At 42.4% G+C, this 23,372-nt stretch carries 21 protein-coding genes; 7 read left to right on the top strand and 14 right to left on the bottom strand.

The window, feature by feature from the left end; translation table 11 throughout:
- Window positions 1–82: 82 nt before the first annotated feature.
- Together B2575_RS05635 and B2575_RS05640 are read right to left on the bottom strand one after the other, a co-directional pair.
- Window positions 83–985, bottom strand: a complete 903-nt coding sequence (locus B2575_RS05635; protein ID WP_296240506.1) for a fructose bisphosphate aldolase — start codon at window positions 983–985, stop codon at window positions 83–85.
- 181 nt (window positions 986–1,166) lie between these two features.
- Window positions 1,167–2,015, bottom strand: a complete 849-nt coding sequence (locus B2575_RS05640; protein ID WP_045454888.1) for a hypothetical protein — start codon at window positions 2,013–2,015, stop codon at window positions 1,167–1,169.
- A gap of 318 nt (window positions 2,016–2,333) precedes the next feature.
- On the opposite strand from B2575_RS05640, the gene B2575_RS05645 reads away from it, so the two are divergent.
- From B2575_RS05645 to B2575_RS05655, 3 genes are read left to right on the top strand one after another with little or no spacing between them, the layout of a single operon-like run.
- Window positions 2,334–4,241, top strand: coding sequence for an ABC transporter ATP-binding protein (locus tag B2575_RS05645; RefSeq protein ID WP_201501767.1), 1,908 nt, complete (start codon window positions 2,334–2,336; stop codon window positions 4,239–4,241).
- 51 nt (window positions 4,242–4,292) lie between these two features.
- Window positions 4,293–5,183, top strand: a complete 891-nt coding sequence (locus B2575_RS05650; RefSeq protein WP_201501766.1) for an alpha/beta fold hydrolase — start codon at window positions 4,293–4,295, stop codon at window positions 5,181–5,183.
- 17 nt (window positions 5,184–5,200) lie between these two features.
- The gene (locus tag B2575_RS05655; RefSeq protein ID WP_201501765.1) at window positions 5,201–5,833 is read left to right on the top strand and encodes an alpha-ketoglutarate-dependent dioxygenase AlkB family protein; all 633 of its coding nucleotides are present in this window, start codon (window positions 5,201–5,203) and stop codon (window positions 5,831–5,833) included.
- A 193-nt stretch (window positions 5,834–6,026) separates the two neighbouring features.
- Here B2575_RS05655 and B2575_RS05660 read toward each other — a convergent pair whose 3' ends face one another.
- From B2575_RS05660 to B2575_RS05675, 4 genes are all read right to left on the bottom strand, one after another.
- On the bottom strand, window positions 6,027–7,031 hold the full coding sequence (locus tag B2575_RS05660; protein WP_193008420.1) for an NADP-dependent oxidoreductase: 1,005 nt from the start codon (window positions 7,029–7,031) through the stop codon (window positions 6,027–6,029).
- A gap of 87 nt (window positions 7,032–7,118) precedes the next feature.
- Entirely contained in the window at window positions 7,119–7,877 is a 759-nt protein-coding gene (locus B2575_RS05665; RefSeq protein WP_045443058.1) for an endonuclease/exonuclease/phosphatase family protein, read from the bottom strand.
- A 4-nt stretch (window positions 7,878–7,881) separates the two neighbouring features.
- Window positions 7,882–8,634 (bottom strand): M949_RS01915 family surface polysaccharide biosynthesis protein, encoded by a 753-nt coding sequence (locus tag B2575_RS05670; RefSeq protein ID WP_296240509.1) that lies wholly within the window; start codon window positions 8,632–8,634, stop codon window positions 7,882–7,884.
- Window positions 8,635–8,798: 164 nt separating this feature from the next.
- Entirely contained in the window at window positions 8,799–9,911 is a 1,113-nt protein-coding gene (locus B2575_RS05675; RefSeq protein ID WP_296240510.1) for a hypothetical protein, read from the bottom strand.
- Between the two features lie 456 nt (window positions 9,912–10,367).
- Here B2575_RS05675 and B2575_RS05680 point away from each other — a divergent pair, with 456 nt between their 5' ends.
- The 4 genes from B2575_RS05680 to B2575_RS05695 all read left to right on the top strand — a co-directional run bounded on the left by B2575_RS05680 (window position 10,368) and on the right by B2575_RS05695 (window position 14,098).
- Entirely contained in the window at window positions 10,368–12,578 is a 2,211-nt protein-coding gene (locus B2575_RS05680; protein ID WP_296240511.1) for a M3 family metallopeptidase, read from the top strand.
- The gene (locus B2575_RS05685; protein ID WP_055123691.1) at window positions 12,579–12,836 is read left to right on the top strand and encodes a YheV family putative metal-binding protein; all 258 of its coding nucleotides are present in this window, start codon (window positions 12,579–12,581) and stop codon (window positions 12,834–12,836) included.
- Window positions 12,837–12,949: 113 nt separating this feature from the next.
- Entirely contained in the window at window positions 12,950–13,474 is a 525-nt protein-coding gene (locus tag B2575_RS05690; RefSeq protein ID WP_193008417.1) for a hypothetical protein, read from the top strand.
- 33 nt (window positions 13,475–13,507) lie between these two features.
- Entirely contained in the window at window positions 13,508–14,098 is a 591-nt protein-coding gene (locus tag B2575_RS05695) for a hypothetical protein (RefSeq protein WP_296240512.1), read from the top strand.
- A gap of 128 nt (window positions 14,099–14,226) precedes the next feature.
- Here B2575_RS05695 and pnp read toward each other — a convergent pair whose 3' ends face one another.
- From pnp to infB, 8 genes are all read right to left on the bottom strand, one after another.
- A complete protein-coding gene (gene pnp / locus B2575_RS05700) occupies window positions 14,227–16,329 on the bottom strand; it encodes a polyribonucleotide nucleotidyltransferase (protein ID WP_296240513.1) in 2,103 nt (700 codons plus the stop codon).
- A gap of 747 nt (window positions 16,330–17,076) precedes the next feature.
- Window positions 17,077–17,343 carry a 30S ribosomal protein S15 gene (gene rpsO / locus B2575_RS05705; RefSeq protein WP_045443035.1) on the bottom strand — a complete coding sequence of 89 codons (267 nt, stop codon included), beginning with the start codon at window positions 17,341–17,343 and terminating at the stop codon, window positions 17,077–17,079.
- Window positions 17,344–17,710: 367 nt separating this feature from the next.
- Window positions 17,711–17,887 carry a hypothetical protein gene (locus tag B2575_RS05710; RefSeq protein WP_167541661.1) on the bottom strand — a complete coding sequence of 59 codons (177 nt, stop codon included), beginning with the start codon at window positions 17,885–17,887 and terminating at the stop codon, window positions 17,711–17,713.
- Window positions 17,888–18,022: 135 nt separating this feature from the next.
- A complete protein-coding gene (locus tag B2575_RS05715) occupies window positions 18,023–18,184 on the bottom strand; it encodes a hypothetical protein (protein ID WP_296240515.1) in 162 nt (53 codons plus the stop codon).
- Window positions 18,185–18,259: 75 nt separating this feature from the next.
- Complete coding sequence (locus B2575_RS05720) at window positions 18,260–18,784, bottom strand: type 1 glutamine amidotransferase domain-containing protein (RefSeq protein ID WP_045454877.1); 525 nt, start codon at window positions 18,782–18,784, stop codon at window positions 18,260–18,262.
- Between the two features lie 376 nt (window positions 18,785–19,160).
- Window positions 19,161–20,240 carry a tRNA pseudouridine(55) synthase TruB gene (gene truB, locus B2575_RS05725; protein WP_296240517.1) on the bottom strand — a complete coding sequence of 360 codons (1,080 nt, stop codon included), beginning with the start codon at window positions 20,238–20,240 and terminating at the stop codon, window positions 19,161–19,163.
- A 16-nt stretch (window positions 20,241–20,256) separates the two neighbouring features.
- Window positions 20,257–20,661 (bottom strand): ribosome-binding factor A, encoded by a 405-nt coding sequence (locus B2575_RS05730; protein ID WP_045443024.1) that lies wholly within the window; start codon window positions 20,659–20,661, stop codon window positions 20,257–20,259.
- 203 nt (window positions 20,662–20,864) lie between these two features.
- On the bottom strand, window positions 20,865–23,372 hold a 2,508-nt coding region (gene infB / locus B2575_RS05735; RefSeq protein WP_296240518.1), incomplete at its 5' end, for a translation initiation factor IF-2.

Genomic DNA, 23,372 nt, shown 5'->3' on the forward strand with positions numbered 1-23,372 from the left:
TCTACTGTGAATGCCATTAAAAAAAATCCCAGCAAACCTAAAGTCAGCTGGGATTCAAAATCAATTATAAAAGTATAAGGCTTTAAACTTTCGACGCCTCATAAATCTCTTCGATAGATGTGTTGATAGTATTAGCAAACTCATCATCACTTTGCTGCTTACTCAACCCTTCAGTAAAGGCACGTGAAAAGCTAGCAATCATACCTGGGTTTTGCTTGAGCTTAGCACAAGCATCGCCACGGCTATAGCCGCCCGATAACGCCACAACTTTTAGCACTTTTGGATGATCGATTAGCTCTTGGTAAAAACCCGCTTCTTCTGGCAAGGTCAGTTTTAGCATCACTTGCTGGTCATCAGTCAAACGATCCAGATTGTGCAAAATGCTGGTCTTTAATATGATTTCACATTCATGTTTTTTGCTACTGTTGATATCGACTTCAGGCTCTACGATTGGCATCAGACCTTTTGAGAGTATCTGTTTTGCCACATCGAATTGCTGTTGCACGACCAGCTCAATGCCATCGACATTCGGCTCATAAATTACTGAGCGCATTTTGGTACCAAATACTGGATAGTTTTTGGCTTTATCGAGTAGCAAATCTAAATTTGGCATCGGACGCATCACTTGGACGCCATTCATTTGCTCAGCCAAACCCTTATCCACTTTTAAAAACGGTACGATATTTTTATCTTCCCATAGATAATTGGCCGTCGGTTTGCCATTGACCTCACGTTCCATAGTATCTTCGAACAAAATCGCCCCAAGTACACGCTCATGATCAAAAGCCTCGCAAGTCATGATACGCGCTCGCATCTCATGCACTTGGTCGAACATGGCTTCATCGTTGTCATAATCATCGCCTGTGACACCATAATTCTCTAACGCTTTTGGCGTGCTGCCGCCACTCTGGTCGAGGGCAGCGATAAATCCCGAACTATTTTTAATACGTTGTAGTTGTTTGTTATATTGGTTTTGATATTCCATTGAGAGTGCGTCCTATTGTTATTGGTTGAGTTCAAGTGTCACAAAGTAAATCGCTTTTTATTGGCTTATATCAGCCTTACTGTTTGTAGACAACCTTATCATAGGACGCTCTTTGTGCCTATATCTGATAAGTTAACGCTTTTATAAAATAATAAATATAGTCATAAATGCAGACGAAATCCTATGCCAAAAATAGCACTGCCACACAGCAAATGGCTAATAATAAACCCAATACATTAATACGGTTAAGCGACTCTTTAAACACACCAACCCCTATCAAGGTTGCCACTGCAATGACACCGACATTCATACCGGTAAAGACGATGCTAGGCGACTCGGATAATAATTGATGCGCACGTACATAAGCATAAATATTGCCCATATTGAGCGCACCTAATAACAATCCTGCTGCGAGCGCATTCCCCTGCCAGCGCACCCGCGTAATCAGCAAATAAATAAACAGCAATAATCCTGCTAAGCCAAAACTGACAAATAATGTAAGAGGAAAAGCAGCGCCCTGCTTGGCAACTTGCTTGAACAAGATATCAATAATGCCATAGCCTGCCCAGACGCCAAACAACCATAGCGGTGTATGCTTCGATTGTCTGCTAATCTGACCCTGCTGTGGACGATAAATCAACGCTCCGAGTGCTAGAAAGCCCAATAACAGTCCAAATATTCGCGTGCTGGTCAGTATTTCACCAAACAATAAAAAAGCCGCGACGATAGGAATAATCAACGATAGCCGCTGAGCCGCATCGGTTGCTACCATTCCCACAGATTCAATCGCCCTTCCAAGGACAATAAACACGGCGGGAAGCAGGATACCAAGCGCGATAATAATGCCCCATGCACTGCCAAGCGTACCGAGTCCACTGACGTCTGGCTTCAATAAAAACCACGTCAGCAGAAAAGCCACCGGATAGCCTGCGACGATAGTCTGCCGTATGTCTATATTTTTCTGTCGTAACACTTTTAGCAATACTGAAACGGCGACACTACAAAGCACCGCTATCGTCAAATATATCATGAGCTATTACCTTGTTAAACTGCCGCTTTATGGGGACATTATTCGCTCATCATTCATATACTGAAGATAAAGCGCGAACCGCCAATTAGGATAAAGCCATAGAATGTAACAAAGTATTTCTTACACAGCAATCTATTTATTGGCTTTTATTCGACTGCTGACAAGTAGCTCTTTAGCCTTCAATTTACAATTAGCATGCAGGTCTGATTGGGAAGTTTGCTAAAATAGTACTCAATCCTAATAACAAAAGTAAAGATTCAAAATAACGAGTAATGTCGTTGATTTTGGCGTACTGCTATTGATGTTTTATGACTGCCTATGAATGCTCTATTTCGATTTTTTGAAACTCGCCTCCCTGCCTTTCCTGAAACTCCTATGCCGCTACCTTCACCCCGTGAGGGCATGCTAAAGTTCTTGTGGGCGTGTACCAACGGTTTACGTGGCTGGCTATTGATATTTATGATTTTGTCTGCGGGCATTGGCATCTATGAAGCGATGCTATTTGCTTGGATTGGGAATATTGTTGACTGGCTAGGCGTCTATACACCGCAGAATCTGTGGTTAGAAAAAGGCGATATGCTACTGCTCATGCTAGCCGTCATGATCATGAGTCCGCTATGGATTGCATTGTCATCATTCATCCATTTTCAGACCTTGCAAGGCGTCTTTCCTATGCAAATGCGCTGGCGCTTTCACCAGCGGATGCTTGGGCAATCGATGCAGTTTTATCAAGATGAATTCTCTGGACGTGTCTCAGCCAAAGTAATGCAAACCGCACTGGCCGTACGTGATACAGTCATGACCGTCACCGACATGTTTATGTATGTCACCGTTTATTTTATTACGTCAGGTGTCATTTTATTTAATCTGGACAGCCTATTATTAATCCCGTTTATCGTTTGGCTAGTCTTGGTTGCGCTGACCATTTGGTACTTTATTCCTAAGCTCAAACAAACTGCCATTGTGCAAGCCGATGCCCGTGCCTTGATGACTGGCCGCATTACCGATGCTTATGCCAATATCATGACCGTCAAGCTGTTTAGCCATTCACGCCGTGAGCTGAGTTATGCCAAAAATGCCATGGGGCAATTTTTAGGTACCGTCCATGCACAGATGCGCTGGGTCAGTTACTTAGAAGTATCAACCCATCTAATCAGTGTGATTTTGGTTAGTGGCACTGCAGCTATTGGCTTATATTTATGGCAACAAGGCGCGGTCGGTGTCGGTGCGATTGCTGCCGCGACAGCCATGGCACTACGTTTGAACGGTTTGACTCGTTGGATCATGTGGCAAACTGCCAGTCTATTTGAAAGTATCGGAACCGTACAAGATGGCATGCGTACCTTATCAGCGCCGCAAAAAATCGTTGATAAGCCCAATGCACCCGCCTTGAAAGTCACCGAAGGTCGTATCGTTTTTGATCATGTTGATTTCAGTTATGAGAATGATAGCGACGCTGTCGAAGGCGATATCTTAGATACAGTGAAAACATCAGCAACGCCTACTACGAAGACTAAACTGCTCGATAACTTTTATTTGGACATTAAACCCGGCGAAAAGATAGGCTTGGTTGGGCGCTCAGGTGCCGGCAAATCTACCTTAGTTAATTTATTGTTACGCTTCTTTGATGTTGATAGCGGTAAAATCCTTATCGATGGACAAGCAATTGATGAAGTCACCCAAGAGTCTTTGCGCCAGCAGATAGGTATGGTGACGCAAGATACGTCTTTGCTACATCGGACAGTACGTGAAAATATCGCTTACGGTCGTCCTGACGCAACCGATGAAGAAATTATTACCGCTGCCAAGCAAGCGCAAGCATGGGACTTTATTAAAGACTTATATGATGATAAAGGCAATACAGGACTTGATACCCAAGTCGGTGAGCGCGGCGTCAAACTATCTGGCGGTCAACGTCAGCGTATCGCCATCTCACGTGTTATGCTGAAAAATGCGCCCATCTTACTATTGGACGAAGCGACCAGCGCCCTTGACTCTGAGATTGAATTTGCCATTACCGAAAGCCTGAATGACATTATGACAGGTAAAACGGTCATTGCGATTGCCCATCGTCTCTCTACCATTGCCGCACTTGATCGATTGGTGGTCATGGATAAAGGTCAAATTATCGAACAAGGCAGCCATGATGAATTATTAAATCTACACGGTGTTTATGCTCGCTTGTGGCACCGTCAAAGTGGTGGTTTTTTAGGTGAAGACAGCTAAGTACAACCCTTAATTTTCATTAAAAATCAGACACAAGGAGGTGTGTACATTATGAAAGCATTTGCAAAAAATATTAATATTAGTGGAAAACAAGCGCGCTACTATAACCTTAGCCAGCTTACACCATCGATACAATCAAGTACTGCCTCTCGCGTGCCAGCACACTTTTATGGTGGCAATAGTTTTACCGTTGGTACTTATAGTCCCTTATTAAATGCGCTGGCAACTGACTTCAAAATCAGCTCGCTTGCACTTCGTGGCTATTGGTATGACAAGCCGCAGCGCCGTCGTCTTACGCGCGAGCAGGATGCTGAGATACTTATTGAATTTTTAGAAAAAACGCAAGACAAACCCATCGTTGGTATTGGTCATTCGCAAGGAGCCACTGCCACTGCCATCGCTGCAGCCCAGCGCCCAGATCTGTTTTCACAGCTCTATTTAATAGAGCCTGTGACGTTTACCAAACCACAAGCCCGACTCTATAATCTATTGCCGCGTAAGCTTCTGCTTAGTCGCGAACCGTTTAAAAGCACTCTCACCAAACAATCTACTTGGGCAAGCATCGATGATTATTATGAGAACTTACGCGCTCAACGTGCTTATAGGCGAATGAGTGATGCGCATTTGCGGGTATTTGCAGAGCAAAGTTTATCCAAAGATACCAGTGGCAGTTACACGCTGATATTTGCGCCTGAGCAAGAGCTCGCCAACTATTTCGGCGCGCCACATATCGATACCGCTCTCAAGCAATTAAGCTGTCCTTATACACTTATCACTGGTAAGCCGACGTTGTTTATTAACCATAAAGTGCGACAACAATGGCAAAAATTCGTCCCTGATGACAGCATCATATCTTTGTTAGATTACGGTCATCTACTGCCGATGGAAGCACCTGAATTATGTGCTCAAGTTATCAATGAGCATTATCATAGTCATAAATAAGCTGAGCCGTCTAAGTGATGACTGACCTCTTTGCCCCTAAACCGACTGACAATCTGTTGCCTTACGATGGTCAGGTCAATGACTTAGGGGTAGTTATCAATGATGCTAACGCTCTGTATGAGAATTTACTAAATGAGCTACCTTGGCAGTCTGACATCGTGACGTTGTTTGGTAAAACGCATGTTACCACTCGCCAAATCGTCTGGATGGGTGACCACGATGTCAGTTATCATTACTCTGGACAGACGCGTCGAGCCATTCCATGGACAAAGCAGATGTTGCACGTAAAACGACATATTGAACAGCAGTTATCAAGCAGTGGTATCAACGTTGATTTTAATTCTTGCTTGCTTAATTACTATCCCTCTGGTGAGGATGGTATGGGCTATCATGCTGACGATGAAAAAGAGCTGGGCGCGCAGCCGATTATTGCTTCTTTATCGCTCGGTGCTAGGCGAAAATTTGTTTTTAAGCATAAAACTATTAGACAAAAGAACAAGCCCGTCAAAGTTGAGCTATATCTTGAGTCCGGTCAGCTTATCGTTATGCATGGCGATACGCAGGATTTTTGGAATCATACCATTACAAAAACCAAAACTGTCGCATCAGGGCGCATCAGCCTCACGTTTCGAAAAGTGCTACCGCATTAAATTAATGTAACTTAATATAAGCTAGAGCGCGTCCTCGTTTTGAAAATGGTGATAAAAATGAGCTAAACGGTAGCCAAACAAGGAAAATAGCACCGTTAATATCGGAATATTAACAGTGCTATTTGATGCAGTCTAGAAAGATTTAACCATTTTTAGCCCACTTATTCGCATGCCTTCAGATTGAAGACATGTCCTAGCTCACTTTTAAAACGATCTTGCCAAAAGCAGCACCTTTTTGCAGCTCATGATGAGCCGCGACCACTTCAGACAATGGATAGGTTTGCTGAATACGTAGCGTTAGCTTGCCATCAGCAACAAGCTGTAAAACTCGCGCCATATCTTCACCACTACGCTGCGCCTTATAACCTGCTACCTTTAACTGTTTCTGGCTACCCGCTTCTTTGAGTTTATCCACCCAAATCGTTGGTAACACATTGACGCGACCACCAGATTTGAGCACGCTAAGCGCTCGTACCCCTGCTTCATTACCGACCAAATCCAGTAGCACATCTGCCTGTAACTCAGGGAATTCACCATCTTTGGTATAATCAATCCAACCTGTAAGCTGATTGGTATCTATTATTTCATCAAGCTTGGCATATTTCTCTGGTGAGCAAATAACAGTCACCTTGATATTGTTTTTAGCCACTTTATCCATGAGCAGCTGAATCAACAAGTGACCCACGCCGCCTGCTGGCGCGTTTATCACCACATGCTCACCATCTTGAATATCTGCAAACTCTACAAACTGTATCGCCGTCTGTCCAATACAAGGCAGCGCACCTGCTTGCTGTAACGTGACAGAATCCGGTACTTTTGCCAGCATGTCAGCATCGACTGCTACATACTCTGCATAACAGCCACCATGAAAAGTCAGGGCAGCGACCTGTGTACCGATAGTAAACTGCTCACTACGACTATCGACTACAGTGCCTGACATATCAAAGCCCAAAATTGCAGGCTCATTTTTATCAAATTTGTCTTTTTGAATGATATCAGCGCCCCAGCCTTTGCCTTGACGCGTTTTGTAATCGACAGGATTGATACCCGCGTAAGCAACTTTGACCAATACCTGATTGTCTGTTAACACAGGAATGGCCACATCCTCTTGATAGCTCATCACTTCAGGTTCACCAAACTCACGTATGAGTACGGCGTGTTGGGTCGTTGGTAGCGGGTTATGAAAAAGAGTAGACATCGTTATATATCCTTATAGGTATCTATTGCTTTATTTTTGCATTCAATTTTATTTTTAGTGAATAACTTAAGCTTATCTAATAATCCTTTATAAATGTGCCAATTCCGCACTGAGCGGCAGATGATCAGACAGTGTCGACCATGGTTTGCCCGTATGCACCCAGGCATTTTTCACTCTTAGATTACGCACATAAATACGATCTAAGCTCAGCACAGGAAGCTTGGCTGGGAAAGTTGGCAGCAGTTTGCCATGACAATGCTTGAAAGCTTCGGTCATGCCCAAGCTAGTAGCAAGCTTATCACAAGACATTTTTTTCCAATCATTAAAATCTCCTGCCAAAATTAGTGGTTGATCAGGTGCAATCTCATTACGAACATAGTTGGCAATGGCTTCATATTGCTTGATGCGATCACGCTCAAACAAATTTAGGTGTGCACACAATACAACGACTGGTACATCCCATCCAACTGGTTGTACTTCGCAGTGCAAGACGCCACGCTGCTCAAGCTTATTAACGGTGATATTGACGTTATGCTTAGGATCCAATGGAAAACGGCTCAATACCGCATTGCCATGATGACCATTTTCATACTCTGAGTTTTTACCATAGCTATTTTGCAGCTGTAAATACTCACCAAACCATTCATGTTGCGATTGGTCAGGGTATTCGTTGTATTGCATATTGCGCTTAAGATTCTGACCTTGCACTTCTTGGAGACACAGTACATCGGAGCCAATAATATCAAGCGCTTGGGCAATACCTTGTATCTTAACTTGGCGATTCATCGGCGACATGCCTTTATGAATGTTATAGCTGGTTAGCACAAAAGAGGTCGTGGTAGTCATAGAATTAGTCATCATACTTAAAATAAATGGAACATTGATTATCGCGCCACACTGATTGCAAGTGACGCCTAAATACTGATTTTTGAGAAGCTGATAGCGCTGATTGCTGTAGTAATTTTTCATCAACCTTATAGTCGCCACCATAATAACCAGTAGCGTCAACTGGCTGACCTGTCTTGGCGTTACAAATTGCAGAGTTACCACGTACAGCAAATTTTTGCTGCCCTTCGTACATGATTAATTTCATCTCATCGTAACTTACGTCACCACGGCAACCGAGATAATAAGGCACACTCACTTCGACAACACCGTTATTATTAATATCAGTCACTACGGCGGTATTTTTAGCGAATTCTGCGATTACATCTAACCCATCGCAGGGTACATAATCATATATTTGCCATACTCGTAAAGCCTCTTGTTCATCTATAACATATAAATGCGTGAAGACCTCTCCTGCTGGCTCGCCGGGGCTATTGGTTGAATTGAAACGCTGTAATTGAACCAAATACTGTTCTCCTACTGTGCCAATCCAAGAACGAATAGCAACAATATCTTTGGTCTTTAGCCTCATTTTATTTTTTTTAGAGTCTATTTGATAATAGTTTTGAATAGAAGGCGGCAATTGACCCCATGATAGATGGCTCACAGATATATTATTCACATCTGTCTCTGCCATACTGAGACTGGAGCTAAAGGCTATCATTGCTGTGACGCTAAATTGCATAAGAGTATTTGGTATGTTATTTAGCATCATTTAACAACCTAAGGCAATCAAGTATAAGTTTTAGATAAAGGCTTAATATATCATCAATGTAAAAAGAGCATTGATTCTTATCGAACCAATGCTCCCATACTATACCTATCTTATATCAATGGCGAATTCGCAAAGGATTGTCATCAATAGGCACTATCTAGCAATTAATAGCGTGTCACCAAAGCAATTGGTTGATCTTCACCCATAATATCTTGTGGCATAAATACTGCTTCGCCACCATTATGAATGACATGCTCAATGATTTCGCCAATGGCATCATCAGTAACGCCTTCTGAAGCCGCATCATCTGCAAGACTCAAAGTCTGTGCCTTTTCATCAATTTTGGCCGATTGTATATAACCACGACGGACATAAAGCGTCTCGCCTGCACCTTGGAAGGCACTGCGGTAGACTTCTTGTAGATCTGTTTGCAACATATTGGCACCGCGTGCTTTATCAATCTCATCCATGGCAGCTTGATGCAGTGATGTACGATAGCCTTCCACCGCCTCTTGCACACTATTGATAATATGCTGAGCACTACCATCTTCTAGATTGGTCGCATTTGACACTGTGGCAATGATGTTGTCTGGACGATCACAAACTTCTTTATAGTAGCCAATATTTTTAGCATCGCCAACAACGACGAGAGGCATTTTATGCTCACCCCACAGCTCTTGGACACTTTTATCAACCTGATTAAAAAACTCTTTTAGATAGCTGCTTTCATTATTAGACGAGCGATCCGATCCACCATCGCCTGTCGTATATAGACCATTATTTTCAATAGGAAATGGGATATTATCCATGTTTTTTTGTAAGTCATCGTCCTTATCGAACTCTCTCACCACGCGATCATTAGACGCTTCAATCAAGCGGGCATTGTCACGAGTGAGCACCAAGGTGTAATAATGCACCGCGCTTGCCATATCACGCACCAAATCTCGAGTCGCAAAACGATGTGAAATCACCACACGCTCCGTGGTGTCAATCGGCATACGGATAACTTGCACATCCTCAGTACTAGCAAAAATAGCTAAAGTATCAAGATTTAAGTTGTGATTGAGCTCTTTGGTTTTTTCATGAATCTTATCAAGTATGGTAGTCGCTGTGCGCTTATCGTATTCGTTGGTTAAGCGTTCTTCAGCCACTTTTAATTGGTTCTTCAGGGCAATGGGATCTTGATCATTAGCAGGATGCTCGCGATGAGTCTTAACAAAGATACTAACCGCAGGATTGGCTTTGGTTTCACGTAAACTTTTGAGAGTCGCTTTCATTTATTGCTCCTTGTTTTATTATCATTTACTTTTAACATTGTGATTTTTACTATGAATCAACTGATTCATAGTTTCTGCTATCAGTAGTACTTAATCTTTCTATTCCATTGCCTTGATGCTAGCAGTCAAACCTCACTCGCTGTAGGGTTAATTTGCAAGCAAATGATAGCGCTTTGTAAGTAGAACACTCTGTATTGTTCTAAAAGCCTGACGGATCGACTTTAAACCCGTTTAATATTCACTATCTTCTCGATTCACTTTTTATATAGTCAATGATTAGGTTGCATTTTCGTCAAACGAACCCATCTTTTATATAGCTTATCGATAAGACAGCAAAAAAAGAAAAATAACACAAAGCTAATAACGTTCTAAATGTCACGGCAAACCAATCTCTTATATAAAACGACGTTTACTCAATAATAATTCATTCACTACGATCAGATATCGGATATTTTTATGAAAACCCTTCCTGCAGATTTACGCCTTGTCGATTTTGACAACGTTTCGCCAAGTACCTTACAAAGCCATGTCATTACTGCCATCGATGAAGCCAATACATTTTTAGATGAGATGAGCGCAGATACTGACAGCCATAACAGCGCTGCTAATATCAGTGCTGAGCAAGCACTGGCCGATGTGATGACTTTTGATCATATTAATCTGGCATTGGATCGCAGTTGGGGTATTTTATCGCACCTGAATAGCGTCATGAGCAATGATGACATTCGTCATGTCCATCATGAGCTACTACCCACATTATCTGCTTATGGCACACGAGTGGGACAGCACCAGCCGCTATTTAATCGTTATCAAACTATCGTCAATGACACAGCATTTTTTGCTGCGCTTGAGCCTGCACGAGCGCGGGCTATTGAGCTTGCGCTACGCAGTTTTGAGCTGTCAGGTGTCGCATTACCAAAAAATGAACAAGAAAATTTTGCGGCTATTCAAAGTGAGCTTTCTACCTTATCAGCGACCTTTTCAGATAACGTATTGGATGCCACCCAAGCTTATGCCTTACCGCTGCAGCAAGAGCAATTGGCAGGTCTAACCGAAAGTGGACTGGCGCTACTCGCAGATGTTGGCGAACAGTATAAAGCGCGCGCGCTTGCCAACGGTACGCTTACGCAAGTAGAAGTCGATGCGTTACCAAGTCCTTATTACGTGGCAAGCTTAAACATTCCTGTTTATCTTGCCATCATGACCCATGCGGATGACCGCGAACTGCGCGAGATCCTATACCGCGCTTATGTTACCCGTGCTTCTGAGTTTGATGCGCATACCAATGCCAAAGGTGAGTCGCTAAACAACGCCGATATCATGAGTCAAATCCTGCAATTACGTGAGCAAAAAGCCAAGCTATTAGGTTTTGGCAATTATGCAGAAGTCTCACTATCGACTAAAATGGCAGATAACGTGGCAGAAGTAGAAGCCTTTTTACGGAGTTTGGCCACGCAAGCAACTCCAGCGGCTAAGCAAGACTTAGCTCAGTTGCAAAAGTATGCGCAGGATTACGGTATTGAGGAGTTACAGGCGTGGGACAGTACTTATATCGCTGAAAAAGTCAAACAAAGCGAGTTCAGCTTATCGCAAGAAGAAATTCGCCCGTACTTTCCCTTACCAAAAGTAATTAGCGGATTATTTGCCATCGTTGAGCGTTTATACGGTATCAAAGTACAAGAGCAAAATAATGATAAGACAGATAGTGAAAGCACATCCGTATCACGCTGGCACGACGATGTCAGCTTTTATCAGTTGTTTGATGCTGATGATAACGTGCTTGGTGGCTTTTACTTTGACTTATTTGCTCGTAGTGGTAAACGCGGCGGCGCTTGGATGAGTGGTTTTCAGTCGCGTTATACGTATGACGAGCAAGACCATCAGCAGCTACCCGTTTGCTTTATGGTGGGTAACTTTACCCCTGCCCTCGATGGCAAACCAAGCTTATTGACGCATGATGAAGTATTGACTCTATTCCATGAGTTTGGTCACGGCCTGCATCATTTATTAACCCAAGTGACGGTCGGTGATGTCGCTGGTGTCAATGGCGTTGAGTGGGACGCGGTCGAGCTGCCCAGTCAATTTATGGAAAACTGGGCGTGGGATGCCGAAGGTATTGCGCTGATTAGTAGCCACGTCGAAACGGGTGCGCCATTACCAAAAGACAAACTTGCAGCGTTATTGGCGGTGAAGAATTTCCAAAGTGGCATGCAAACCCTACGTCAAATCGAATTCGCACTGTTTGACTTATTGATTCATGCGCATACGCCAGCGCTAGATTATGACGGTATATTAGCCACGCTAAATACCGTTCGAGACGACATTGCTATCATGCAGACACCTGACTACAACCGTTTTGCCAACGGCTTTAGTCATATCTTTGCAGGCGGCTATGCGGCAGGTTATTACTCGTATAAATGGGCAGAGTTGCTATCGGCAGATGCCTTTAGCAAGTTTGAAGAAGAAGGTATTTTTAACCCAGTCACTGGTAAAGCCTTCCGTGAGACAATTTTATCCGTTGGTGGTAGTTTCCCTGCCAAGACCAACTTTAAAAACTTCCGTGGTCGCAGTGCTAGTATCGATGCTTTGTTACGTCATAGCGGTTTTTCTGATACTAAAAAAGGCAGTGCTGCTGCTAATGCCTCAACAACACATGGGATGATTTAAATGCGCTATCAATCAACGCGACCAAAGCGACAGTTTTTATCCGGTGTTCGCTGCCCTAAGTGTCAAGCGATGGATGCGGTGGTACAAATAAACGTCGTCACCCCAGAACCTGATGAGTATATTGAATGCACATTATGTGGACATAGCGAACATCGCCCTGACCCTGATGCCATCAGTGCCAAAAACCATGCTGAAGATCAGCTTATACGTGATGCTATGGCTACTGGTACCAGCGGCACAGTAAAATTCAAACCTTAAATATTAAGCGTTAAGTCTTAATAGCTACCAGCCTATCTAGCAATAGATAGGCTTTTTATTTTGAGTTTGCTATAGTATGGCTACTTATATTTCTAACATAAATCGACTATAGTATGAAAAGCCAAAAAATGCGTCCTCTGTCAACCAAATCACTGAAAAAAAAGCCCACTAAGTCACGCCAGAAATGGTGGTCAATTATTATATTAGCGGCATTACTGATTGGCTACTTGGTCTGGAAAAACAATTCGATAGACACTAATACTACGCCTATCGAAAGTACACCGTCGACTACCGAACCAGATAGCGCTACTCAATTAGATGCTACGCCCTTAGGCAGTAATGACAATAATTCAAACAATAGTGACTTAACGTCAAATACTAATGAGACAACCACAGTTAATCAAATACCTAATGCTGATGCGATCTTAAATGCGGCTTTGCCAGAAACAGATAGTCTTGCCAAAGAGGAAATAGATCGCTTAGAAGACGAGCGTAAGCGCTTAGCTGAACAAGAAAAATTGGCTGCTGAACAACTGACGATGAACAAGCAATTAACTGATATGAAAGCAGAGCAAATCGCCCTACTTGAACAACAAATAGCGCAATTAGAAGCCGAGACAAACGGCGACAAACAGTAGCTAATTATTTAGACTTTTATCAAGGGGCTGACAATGGCGACTTTGCAACTTACCCACGCCCCTATCTTAAATAGTAGCGCGCAGCTGCTTATTCTACCAGTCAATACTGCAGGGATTCTTTTAGATCCTGTTCTCACAAAAACTAAGACTTTATTTGCTGATAATTATCAACGTTACTATCGTGCATGCCGTGATGGCAGTTTACGTGTAGGTAGTTGCTTACTGCATAAACGCGCGCTTGAGCAAGCTGGTTTAAGCATCAGCAGTAATGGTAATCAGCCCAGTTATATCGCTAATCTTGTGGTATCAAATCATCCTTACCACCCCACACGGTCACAATGGTTAATTGCCGCGTTGAATGATTTATCTGAGCAGCTTATCCCGCTCATCCGTTATCAAGGTATTCGCAGAATTGCCCTAATGGTACGTCCTCTTACTCATAACCACTCACGAAATGATACAGATAACTTGTGCAACGCAGCCAATTTAGCAAACACAGGCTCACTTGCGTTAGACTGGCACGCTGATATCTTGCCGTTACTCATACAGCACCTACAAGATTTGCCTAAAGTTCGAATCGATATTCATCTTCCTAAAGACTTTAATATAGACCAATCACTTTGATATAGACCAGTTACTTTAATAAGATATTCTACTGCAAATAAGATTTTACACCCATAAAAAAACCGCCTTAAGCACTCATGACGAGAGACTTAAAGCGGTTTTTAGATGTTGACTACATTAGATATCGATTAGCTTTGTTCGATACCTTTCATAGTCAATTTAATACGACCACGGTTATCGACGTCTTGGACGAAGACTTTAACGATTTGACCTTCTTTTAGGTAGTCAGAAACATTCTCAACGCGCTCTTCAGCGATTTGTGAGATATGTACCAAGCCATCAGTGTTTGGCAAGACGTTAATAAACGCGCCAAAATCAACGATACGAGCAACCGTACCTTCATACGTTTTGCCCACTTCAACTTCTGCAGTCAACGCTTCGATTCTACCGATAGCTGCTTTAGTTGCCGCTTTGTTTTCACCAAAGATACGAATCGTGCCGCCATCATCGATATCGATAACTGCACCAGTCTCTTCAGTTAACTGACGAATCATCGCGCCGCCTTTACCGATTACGTCACGGATTTTATCCGGATTGATTTCGATAACCGCATAGTTTGGTGCATGAGCGTTGATTTCAGTACGACTCTCAGGCAATACTTTATTCATCGCGTCCAAAATATGGATACGACCGGCATGGGCTTGCTTAAGCGCTTGCTCCATGATGTCAGGCGTAATACCTTCGATTTTGATATCCATCTGCAGCGCAGTAATACCGTCTTTAGAACCAGCAACTTTAAAATCCATATCGCCAAGATGATCTTCATCACCTAAGATGTCTGACAGTACAGCGAAACGCTCACCTTCTTTAACCAGACCCATGGCGATACCAGCAACTGGTGCTTTTAGTGGAACACCAGCATCCATCAATGCCAAACTTGCACCACAAACAGACGCCATAGAAGATGAACCGTTTGACTCAGTAATCTCTGATACCACACGGATGACATACGGGAAGCGTTCGCTATCCGGTAGCATCGCTTGTACACCGCGGCGAGCTAGACGACCATGACCGATTTCACGACGTTTTGGAATACCTTCACGACCTGTTTCGCCAACTGAGAAATGCGGGAAGTTGTAATGCAGCATGAAATGGTCACGAATCGTGCCACCTAGTGAGTCAATCATGTTGACGTCACGGCTGTTACCAAGCGTGGTCGTAACCAATGCTTGCGTTTCACCGCGTGTGAACAATGCTGAACCATGCGTGTATGGCAATACACCAACTTGTACGTCAAGGGCACGAACAGTCTCAAGATCACGACCATCAATACGCGGCTTACCTGACAAGATATTGTCACGAACCGTACGATATTTAAGATCGTTATAGATTTCTTTAAGCTCAGTTACGGTATCAGTATAACTTTCTGACTCAGCATCACCAGCAAGTGCATCGATAATTGACTGCTTGATTTCGTCAAGCTTAGTGTAACGCTCTTGCTTATCAGTAATCGTATAAGCGTCAGCAACTTGCTCACCAAACTGCTCTTTCATGCTGCTGGTAAGCGCTTGATCACGCTCAGGGGCAGTATACTGCTGCTTAGCAGTACCGATTTCTTCTGCCATTGAAGCAATGTTATCAATAACGATTTGCTGTTGCTGATGACCATATAGTACCGCGCCTAGCATCTGATCTTCTGACAGCTCTGCTGCTTCAGATTCAACCATTAGTACCGCAGACTTCGTACCAGCCACAACCAAGTCAAGATCGCTCTCTTTAAGCTGCTCAATCGTTGGGTTCAGGATGTACTCGCCGTTGATAAAGCCAACACGAGCAGCTGCGACTGGACCATTGAATGGCGCATCAGAGATGGCCAATGCTGCTGAAGCACCGATTAAGGCTGCGATATCTGCAGACTGAGTCTTATCTGATGAAACAACTGTCGCAGTGATCTGAATTTCGTTAACGTAACCTTCAGGGAATAGCGGACGAATCGGACGATCGATTAAGCGCGAGGTTAGGGTTTCGAACTCGCTTGCACGACCTTCACGTTTGCCATAGGCACCTGGAATTTTGCCCGCTGCATACATTTTTTCTTGATAGTTGACCGTTAGCGGAAAGAAGTTTTGACCTTCTTTAGCCTCTGACTTTACCACTGCTGCGACAAGTACCGTAACGCCGCCCATATGTACTAAGATAGAGTTTGCTTGACGAGCAATACGACCTGTCTCGATCACAACCTGTTGGTTGCCATACTGAAATTCACGCTTAATGGTGTTAAACATTGTCATATAATCTTCCTAATGTTGACTGACGAAAGTAATATCAGCATTATAAAAAGCTGATATTTTTCATTAAAATTCTGTGTATGTGACTACTAGTGTATATGACTAATAATTGACAGTCTTTCTCTCAGAAATCATCTCAACCAGTGCCAATAACATTACCTAGTTATTCCATATGCCTATCGGTGCTAGACATCGTACTATTGTGTATATTTGGTCATTCAATTTTGGCTTTACTATAAATACTATCAAAAAGACCTTAAGTCAAAAGACTTCGGTGCTAAAAACCCTACAGGCTATTTTTCTGCGCTTTTGAGAGTTGAATATTAGCGCGGCTAGCTATTCTATAAGCTAAGAAACAGGTATTTTATAAATAGTCACCATATATGTAGTAGATATACTATCAAACTCACAAGGCATTATTTTACAGTGATTTATAGCCATTGACCAATGAATTGCGGAACACAGCAATTATCGATAGAAAACACTTAGCCCTAGGCTCTAGTATTACTGTTTTTACGAAAACTTCTATTACCTACTTTGAACTGGTCTTTATAACCAATGCTATCCAAAATCAATCTTGAAAATGAATAAGCATAAAAAAACGGCGTGAAACTATTCCACACCGTTTTTAGAAAAATCTATTTTATCGATAGCAACAAGCAAGTTCCAAGCGATTCAGCAAAATTTCTAGAATAGCACCATATGATGGATTCTTTTGTTTTAGCATCTACTCGTACTATTGTCGTTAGATTAACGACGTAGACCTAACTGGCTGATAAGCGTGGTGTAACGGCCAAGATCTTTACCTTTTAGGTAATCAAGCAATTTACGACGCGTGTTAACCATACGGATAAGACCGCGACGGCTATGATGATCAGCTTTATGTGCTTTAAAATGGTTCTGCAAATCGTTGATACGAGCACTCAATAGAGCTACTTGAACTTCTGGAGAACCAGTGTCATTTTCGCCACGTTGGTATTGAGCAATGATTTGTTCGCGATCGGTATTAGTTAGCATGAATATCTCCGGCAATGCTAAAAGCTTTAAGACATTCTCGAATTTGAGTAAGATCTAAAGCAGTAGAATAGTAAATAAAATAACCTGCACGTCATTCAGGACAACCCTGCATTACTAGAGTTGACCTAGTGTACGACAAGCTAATTAGTCATAACGACCATTTAGGATAAGTTGCGATGAGAGAGCACTTAATATAACTATCCGTTTTGGGCAGCCTATGAAGCACGATGTCTTATCTCAACCTAATGTAAATGTGGCAGTGATTATAACAAAAAACTGCTGAACTAGCAGCAGTTTTTCATAATACTTGTAAAGTCAGATTTATTTTTTATAGTTAAATCATCCGTCAATAGGCAATAGAATTTGCTTATTTCTTGACGTCATCTTCCGTCGCGTTACCGCCTAGTTCATCATCTTCAAGCGGTGCAGCTGTGGTAACTTCTGCTAAACTATCAGGAGTAGCATGCTCGCTAGGATTGATGTCTTCTGCAAGCCTTTCAATCTCTTTTTCTTGCTCATTCATGTTATTCAATGAATTACTCATATTAGCTCCTGAATTATTATTTTTTGAAGTAGCTGTTTTATACTTTTTACATTGAGATGCAAATGTCATCATTGATATTGAGATGATAAGCAAATATATCAGTGTCACCTTATTATGGATGACACTTTACGTACTCTACTTGTCTTCTTTAGCATTTCCTAGGTTGTCCGCAATACGATCTGCTGCGGCTTCACTATCTTCAGTATGATTGTTCTCAGTTTGGCTTTTAAGCGCTGCAGTTGCTGACTCAGAACGTTGTTGCTCAAGATTGGTATCGTTTGGATTAGAATTTGACATAATATTTTCCTCAGTTACGGTTGTGAACGTTTAAGAAATATAAATAATTAATTATTCAGTAAATGGGTAGAAAAATTAAGATAATGCCTTATCAATAGCATCAACGAAATTGCTGATATCATCTGGATTACGTGAGGTAATCAAATTACCGTCTACCTGTACTGTTTGATCTACAAATTTTGCACCAGCGTTTTCTAAATCTATCTGCAGCGTATGATAAGCAGTGAGCGTTTTACCTTTGGCAATACCTGTATTGATAAGTGCCCAAGGAGCATGGCAAATGACAGCTAATGGCTTGCCTGCATCATTGATAGCATTGATAATACTATGAGCCTCTTCATTGCCACGAATCGTATCCGCATTGACAGTACCACCTGGTAGTACCAACGCATCATAATCAGAAATGCTTGCGTCTTTTGCAAAAATATCAGCAATAAAGGTGTCGCCTTTGTCTACATCTTGCTGCATGGCTTGCACTTCTTTTTCTTTATTTGTGGTTATAAGAAGTGTCTTGTAACCTTTATCTTTGAGTTGATTATTAACCTCTTCGTATTCTGCTTGCTCGAAGTTATTGTGTAGTAAAAAAGCGATGGTTTTCATGATATTCCTTTTCTCGTTATGAGTGATTTTCTTTTAGTTGTTTTATTATTCGTACTTTATTTTTATGAGTCGTTGTTATTATTGGCTGTATAGTCTTCCTCTGACCCATCTTGTTCCTATTAAATATTCTCTTTCGAACCTAGTTTTTATTTTTGATATATGACTTTTTATCTTATTATTTTTTTATGTTCTTATTCTTAGAGTCTTAGTTCGATTTATTTTTCTATCCAGACTTCCTATCCGGTAGATCTAAAGTACAAAAAAAACAGGTTCCACCATAGGTGAAACCTGCAATAAAATGTGAGGATATGTGATTAGTGTAAACTATTAGTAAGCTAAATCGTGTTTAAACGAGGGTTATACAAGAACCGTAACATTAACGCTGGATTAATTTTTTAGGCTGCAATCTACCGTTGAGACTTACGGCACCCAATCCAAGAAACTGACCTTGCTGATTTATCAAACGAATATCAACTGGAATCTCATGGATCAAGGGTTGTTGGTCATCGTTACTACTAACCATATCACTATCTAGATGTATATCGTTGTTTTCTGACACAGACGACTGATGGCTGATACTAGTTGAAATATAGTCGCGCAGACTGTCTGTCAGTTGCTCAAATACATTCAAACGTTGACCCATGTGTATACGCTCACACTGCTCATCCGTCAATACCATCTCAGCTTCTATATTAATGCAAGCATCTACTGGCATCAATTGCTCTTGCCTGTTATCAAACGCTAATACTTCCAAGTCTGACAAAGTAATCGCATCATTGATTTTAAAATCACCAACCTGCGTACGGCGTAATGCAGTCAAATGCCCCAATGTACCCATCGCTTTGGCGATGTCTTCACCGAGTACACGCACATAAGTACCTTTAGTACAGGTCACTGTCAATTGAATTTTCTCATGATTAAGCGCTTTTAGATCAATGGCCTCGATTACAATATCTCTAGGCGCTCGTTCTACCTCAATTCCCGCACGAGCATACTCATAGAGTTTTTTGCCATCTTTTTTTAGTGCAGAATACATTGGCGGTATCTGCTGCTGAACACCTAAAAACTGCTGGGCGACTTTGTCTAAAAGTACATCATCAAATTTTGGAATGGGTGCTTGTGCAACGATTTGACCATCGGCATCACCAGTATCAGTTTGACCACCAAGTAGAATAGTTGCTTGATAAGATTTATCTGCATCTAGCTGATAATGACTAAATTTCGTCGCTTCACCCATACAAATCGGCAATAGACCGGTTGCCATTGGATCAAGTGTCCCTGTGTGCCCCGCTTTTTTACTGTCATGATTTGGCGACTTAAAAAGATACTTCACCTTCGATACGACTTGCTGAGAGGTCATACCTTGAGGCTTGTCGACTAAAATAACACCCGAGACTTTAATCTTGTTAAAGTGATTACTAGACTTTTTATCCGCTTGCGTAGATGCGATAGACATAACGACTTTTACCCTTCTACTCTTCGTTTTCTTGCTCGTCAGACTCATTTTCTTCAGTCTTAATAACTGCTTTACTGATTAAATCCATCATGTAATTACCACGAGCAGTCACTTCGTCATAATGAAAACGCAAGCGTGGTGTGGTACGTGTTTTGAGACTATGGCTCAATTCAGTACGCAAAAAGCCCGCCGCTTTATTAAGTACTTTGATACTCTCTTCATGATTGGTCTTATTCATGGAATCATTAAGCTCAGGCTCCATGATGGTGACATAGACATCAGCATATCCTAAGTCAGGACTAACTTTGACACTAGAAATAGTGACAAAACCAGTTAAACGAGGGTCATTGACTGCATCACGGATGAGAACAGCAAGCTCACGCTGAATTTGGTCGGCTAAGCGTTGTAGACGTTGGTTCATATTTTTACCTTACTTTAATATGGCTTATTTTCGCTGATTGATATATTGGCTTATTAACAAATTTTAGGACTAATAGTTGGTAAAAAAGGCCTAGCAGGATGTACCTGTTAGGCCTAAGTACAGCTAGATATTAAGAAGATACTAATCTGCTCAGCTGATTAAGCATATTGCATGATTGGATATCCTGCTATCGAACTGTAACGTTAGATAGTACGTGCAAACTCTTGGATTTCAAAGACTTCGATCTTATCGCCAGCTTCGACATCATAGCCACGAACAGCCATACCACATTCCATGCCAGTACGTACTTCATTAACGTCTTCTTTATAGCGACGCAATGATTGCAATTGACCAGTAAAGATAACTTGGTCATCACGCAATACGCGGATCGGTTTGTTGCGATAAATTGTACCTTCAACCACCATACAACCAGCAGCAGCACCGAACTTACTAGAACGGAATACTTCACGAACGTCTGCCACACCAAGGATTTTCTCACGATGTTCTGGCGCAAGCATACCACTCATAGCTGCTTTCACATCATCAATCAAACCATAGATAACACTGTAATAACGGATATCCATGTTGGCGGCATCCGCTTTGCGACGTGCGGTCGCATCAGCACGAACGTTGAAACCTAACAATACCGCTTCGCTAGATTCTGCAAGTGTCACATCAGATTCAGAGATAGGACCGACGCCTGAGCTGATTACTCTGACTTTAACTTCATCAGTTGATAGCTCATTCAATGCAGAAAGCAATGCTTCAAGCGAACCACGAACATCGGTTTTCAATACGATATTCAAGAATGACACATCGCCTTGTTCCATCTGATCAAACATGCTTTCTAAACGCATGGCATTCTGACGTTCAAGTTGACGCTCACGCTCACGGTTACTTCTAAACTCTGCCACTTCGCGAGCTTTTTTCTCGTCGGTTAAGACTAAGAACTCGCTGCCAGCTGCTGGCGTTTCAGGTAGGCCTAAAATTTCTACAGGGATAGAAGGACCTGCTGATTGAATACGCTTACCATGTTCATCAGTCATCGCACGAACTTTACCGTAATGCTCGCCGGCCAAGACCAAGTCGCCTTGCTTCAATGTACCTTTTTTAACTAAGACGCTAACAACTGGACCGCGCCCTTTTTCAAGTCTTGATTCAATGACCACACCTTGAGCAGCGCCATCTAACGGTGCTTCTAGCTCCATTAGTTCAGCTTGTAGGCTAATAAGTTCTAACAGCTCATCAATACCATCACCAGTTTTGGCTGAGATGCGAGCCATTGGGGTATCACCGCCCCACTCTTCTGAAACAACTTCTTTAGCAGTTAATTCATTAAGGACGCGATCTGGATCAGCGCTTGGCTTATCCATTTTATTAATTGCAACGATAATTGGTGTACCAGCAGCACGGGCATGATCAATAGCTTCTGCTGTTTGCGGCATCATACCATCATCAGCGGCCACAACTAACACAACAATATCAGTCGCCTGTGCACCGCGTGAACGCATAGCACTAAAGGCCGCGTGACCTGGAGTATCAAGGAAGGTAATCACACCACGATCGGTTTTAACGTGATAAGCACCGATATGCTGAGTAATACCACCTGCTTCACCAGTTGCCACTTTTGTTTCACGAATTTTATCAAGTAATGATGTCTTACCGTGATCGACGTGACCCATGATTGTGACGACTGGCGGACGAGTTTGAACGTTACTGCTACGCTCATCAACGGCGTCTTGTAGATCGTCTTCAACCTTAGTATCACTAACCAGTACTGGATTGTGACCCATCTCTTCAACGAGCAAACTTGCTGTCGCTTGATCAATCGTATCTGACTCACGAGCCATCTCACCCATTTTCATAAGCAATTTGGTGACTTCGCGCGCTTTAACTGCCATACGTTGAGCAAGATCTGCAACGGTAATTTGTTCACTAATCTCAACATCGTAAACAATTTTTTCAACAGGCTTTTCGAACTTATGCTGTGATGCTTGCGTTGAACGCAAACCGTTTTTACGGTTTTTGATCTCACGCTCATCTTGATTCTTACGACGACCACGGCCACGAGCACTAGTACTACTGGTGCCACGCTTGATTTCACGACGTTCTTTTTCAAACGATTCTTCTAAGGCATCACCAACCAAACCTTCTGCTAGTGGCTCGTCTTTACGAACTTCAGAAGCAGGCTGATCTGTATATTTTCCAGCCATTTTACGCATTTGTTCAAGCGTACGTTTCTGTGCTTCTTCAGCTTGAGCGCGGCGTGTTTCTGTTTCGATTTCACGTAAACGAGCTTCTTCTTTCTCACGCATTTCGCGCGCTTTACGCTCAACTGCCGTTTCAACTTTCGGTTTCGTCGCTGCAACTTTTTTCTTCGGTTGGTCTTTAGGTTTGACTTCGACAGTGGTTTTGCCACCTTTTTTCACAACCACTGAGGTTGAGATATCGTCGTTTTTATCATCTGACTTTTTGCTAGAGCCTAAGCTTGCACGCATTGCAGCCAAAGTTGCAGCTTGACGTTCTTCAGATTTCTTCTTAGTAGTAGCACGCTCTTCAGCATCTTTAGCAGCACGTTCTTGCGACTCAATCATCGCTTGCTCACGCGCAGCCAACTCTTCAGCCATTTTTTCTGGATCAGGCTTTTCAAATACTTTCTTTTTACGCACTTCCACATTGACGCTCTTAGATTTACCTGAAGAGCCGGTCAC

This window comes from Psychrobacter sp. UBA6739 (assembly GCF_002453835.1).
Taxonomy (GTDB): Bacteria; Pseudomonadota; Gammaproteobacteria; order Pseudomonadales; family Moraxellaceae; genus Psychrobacter; species Psychrobacter immobilis_A.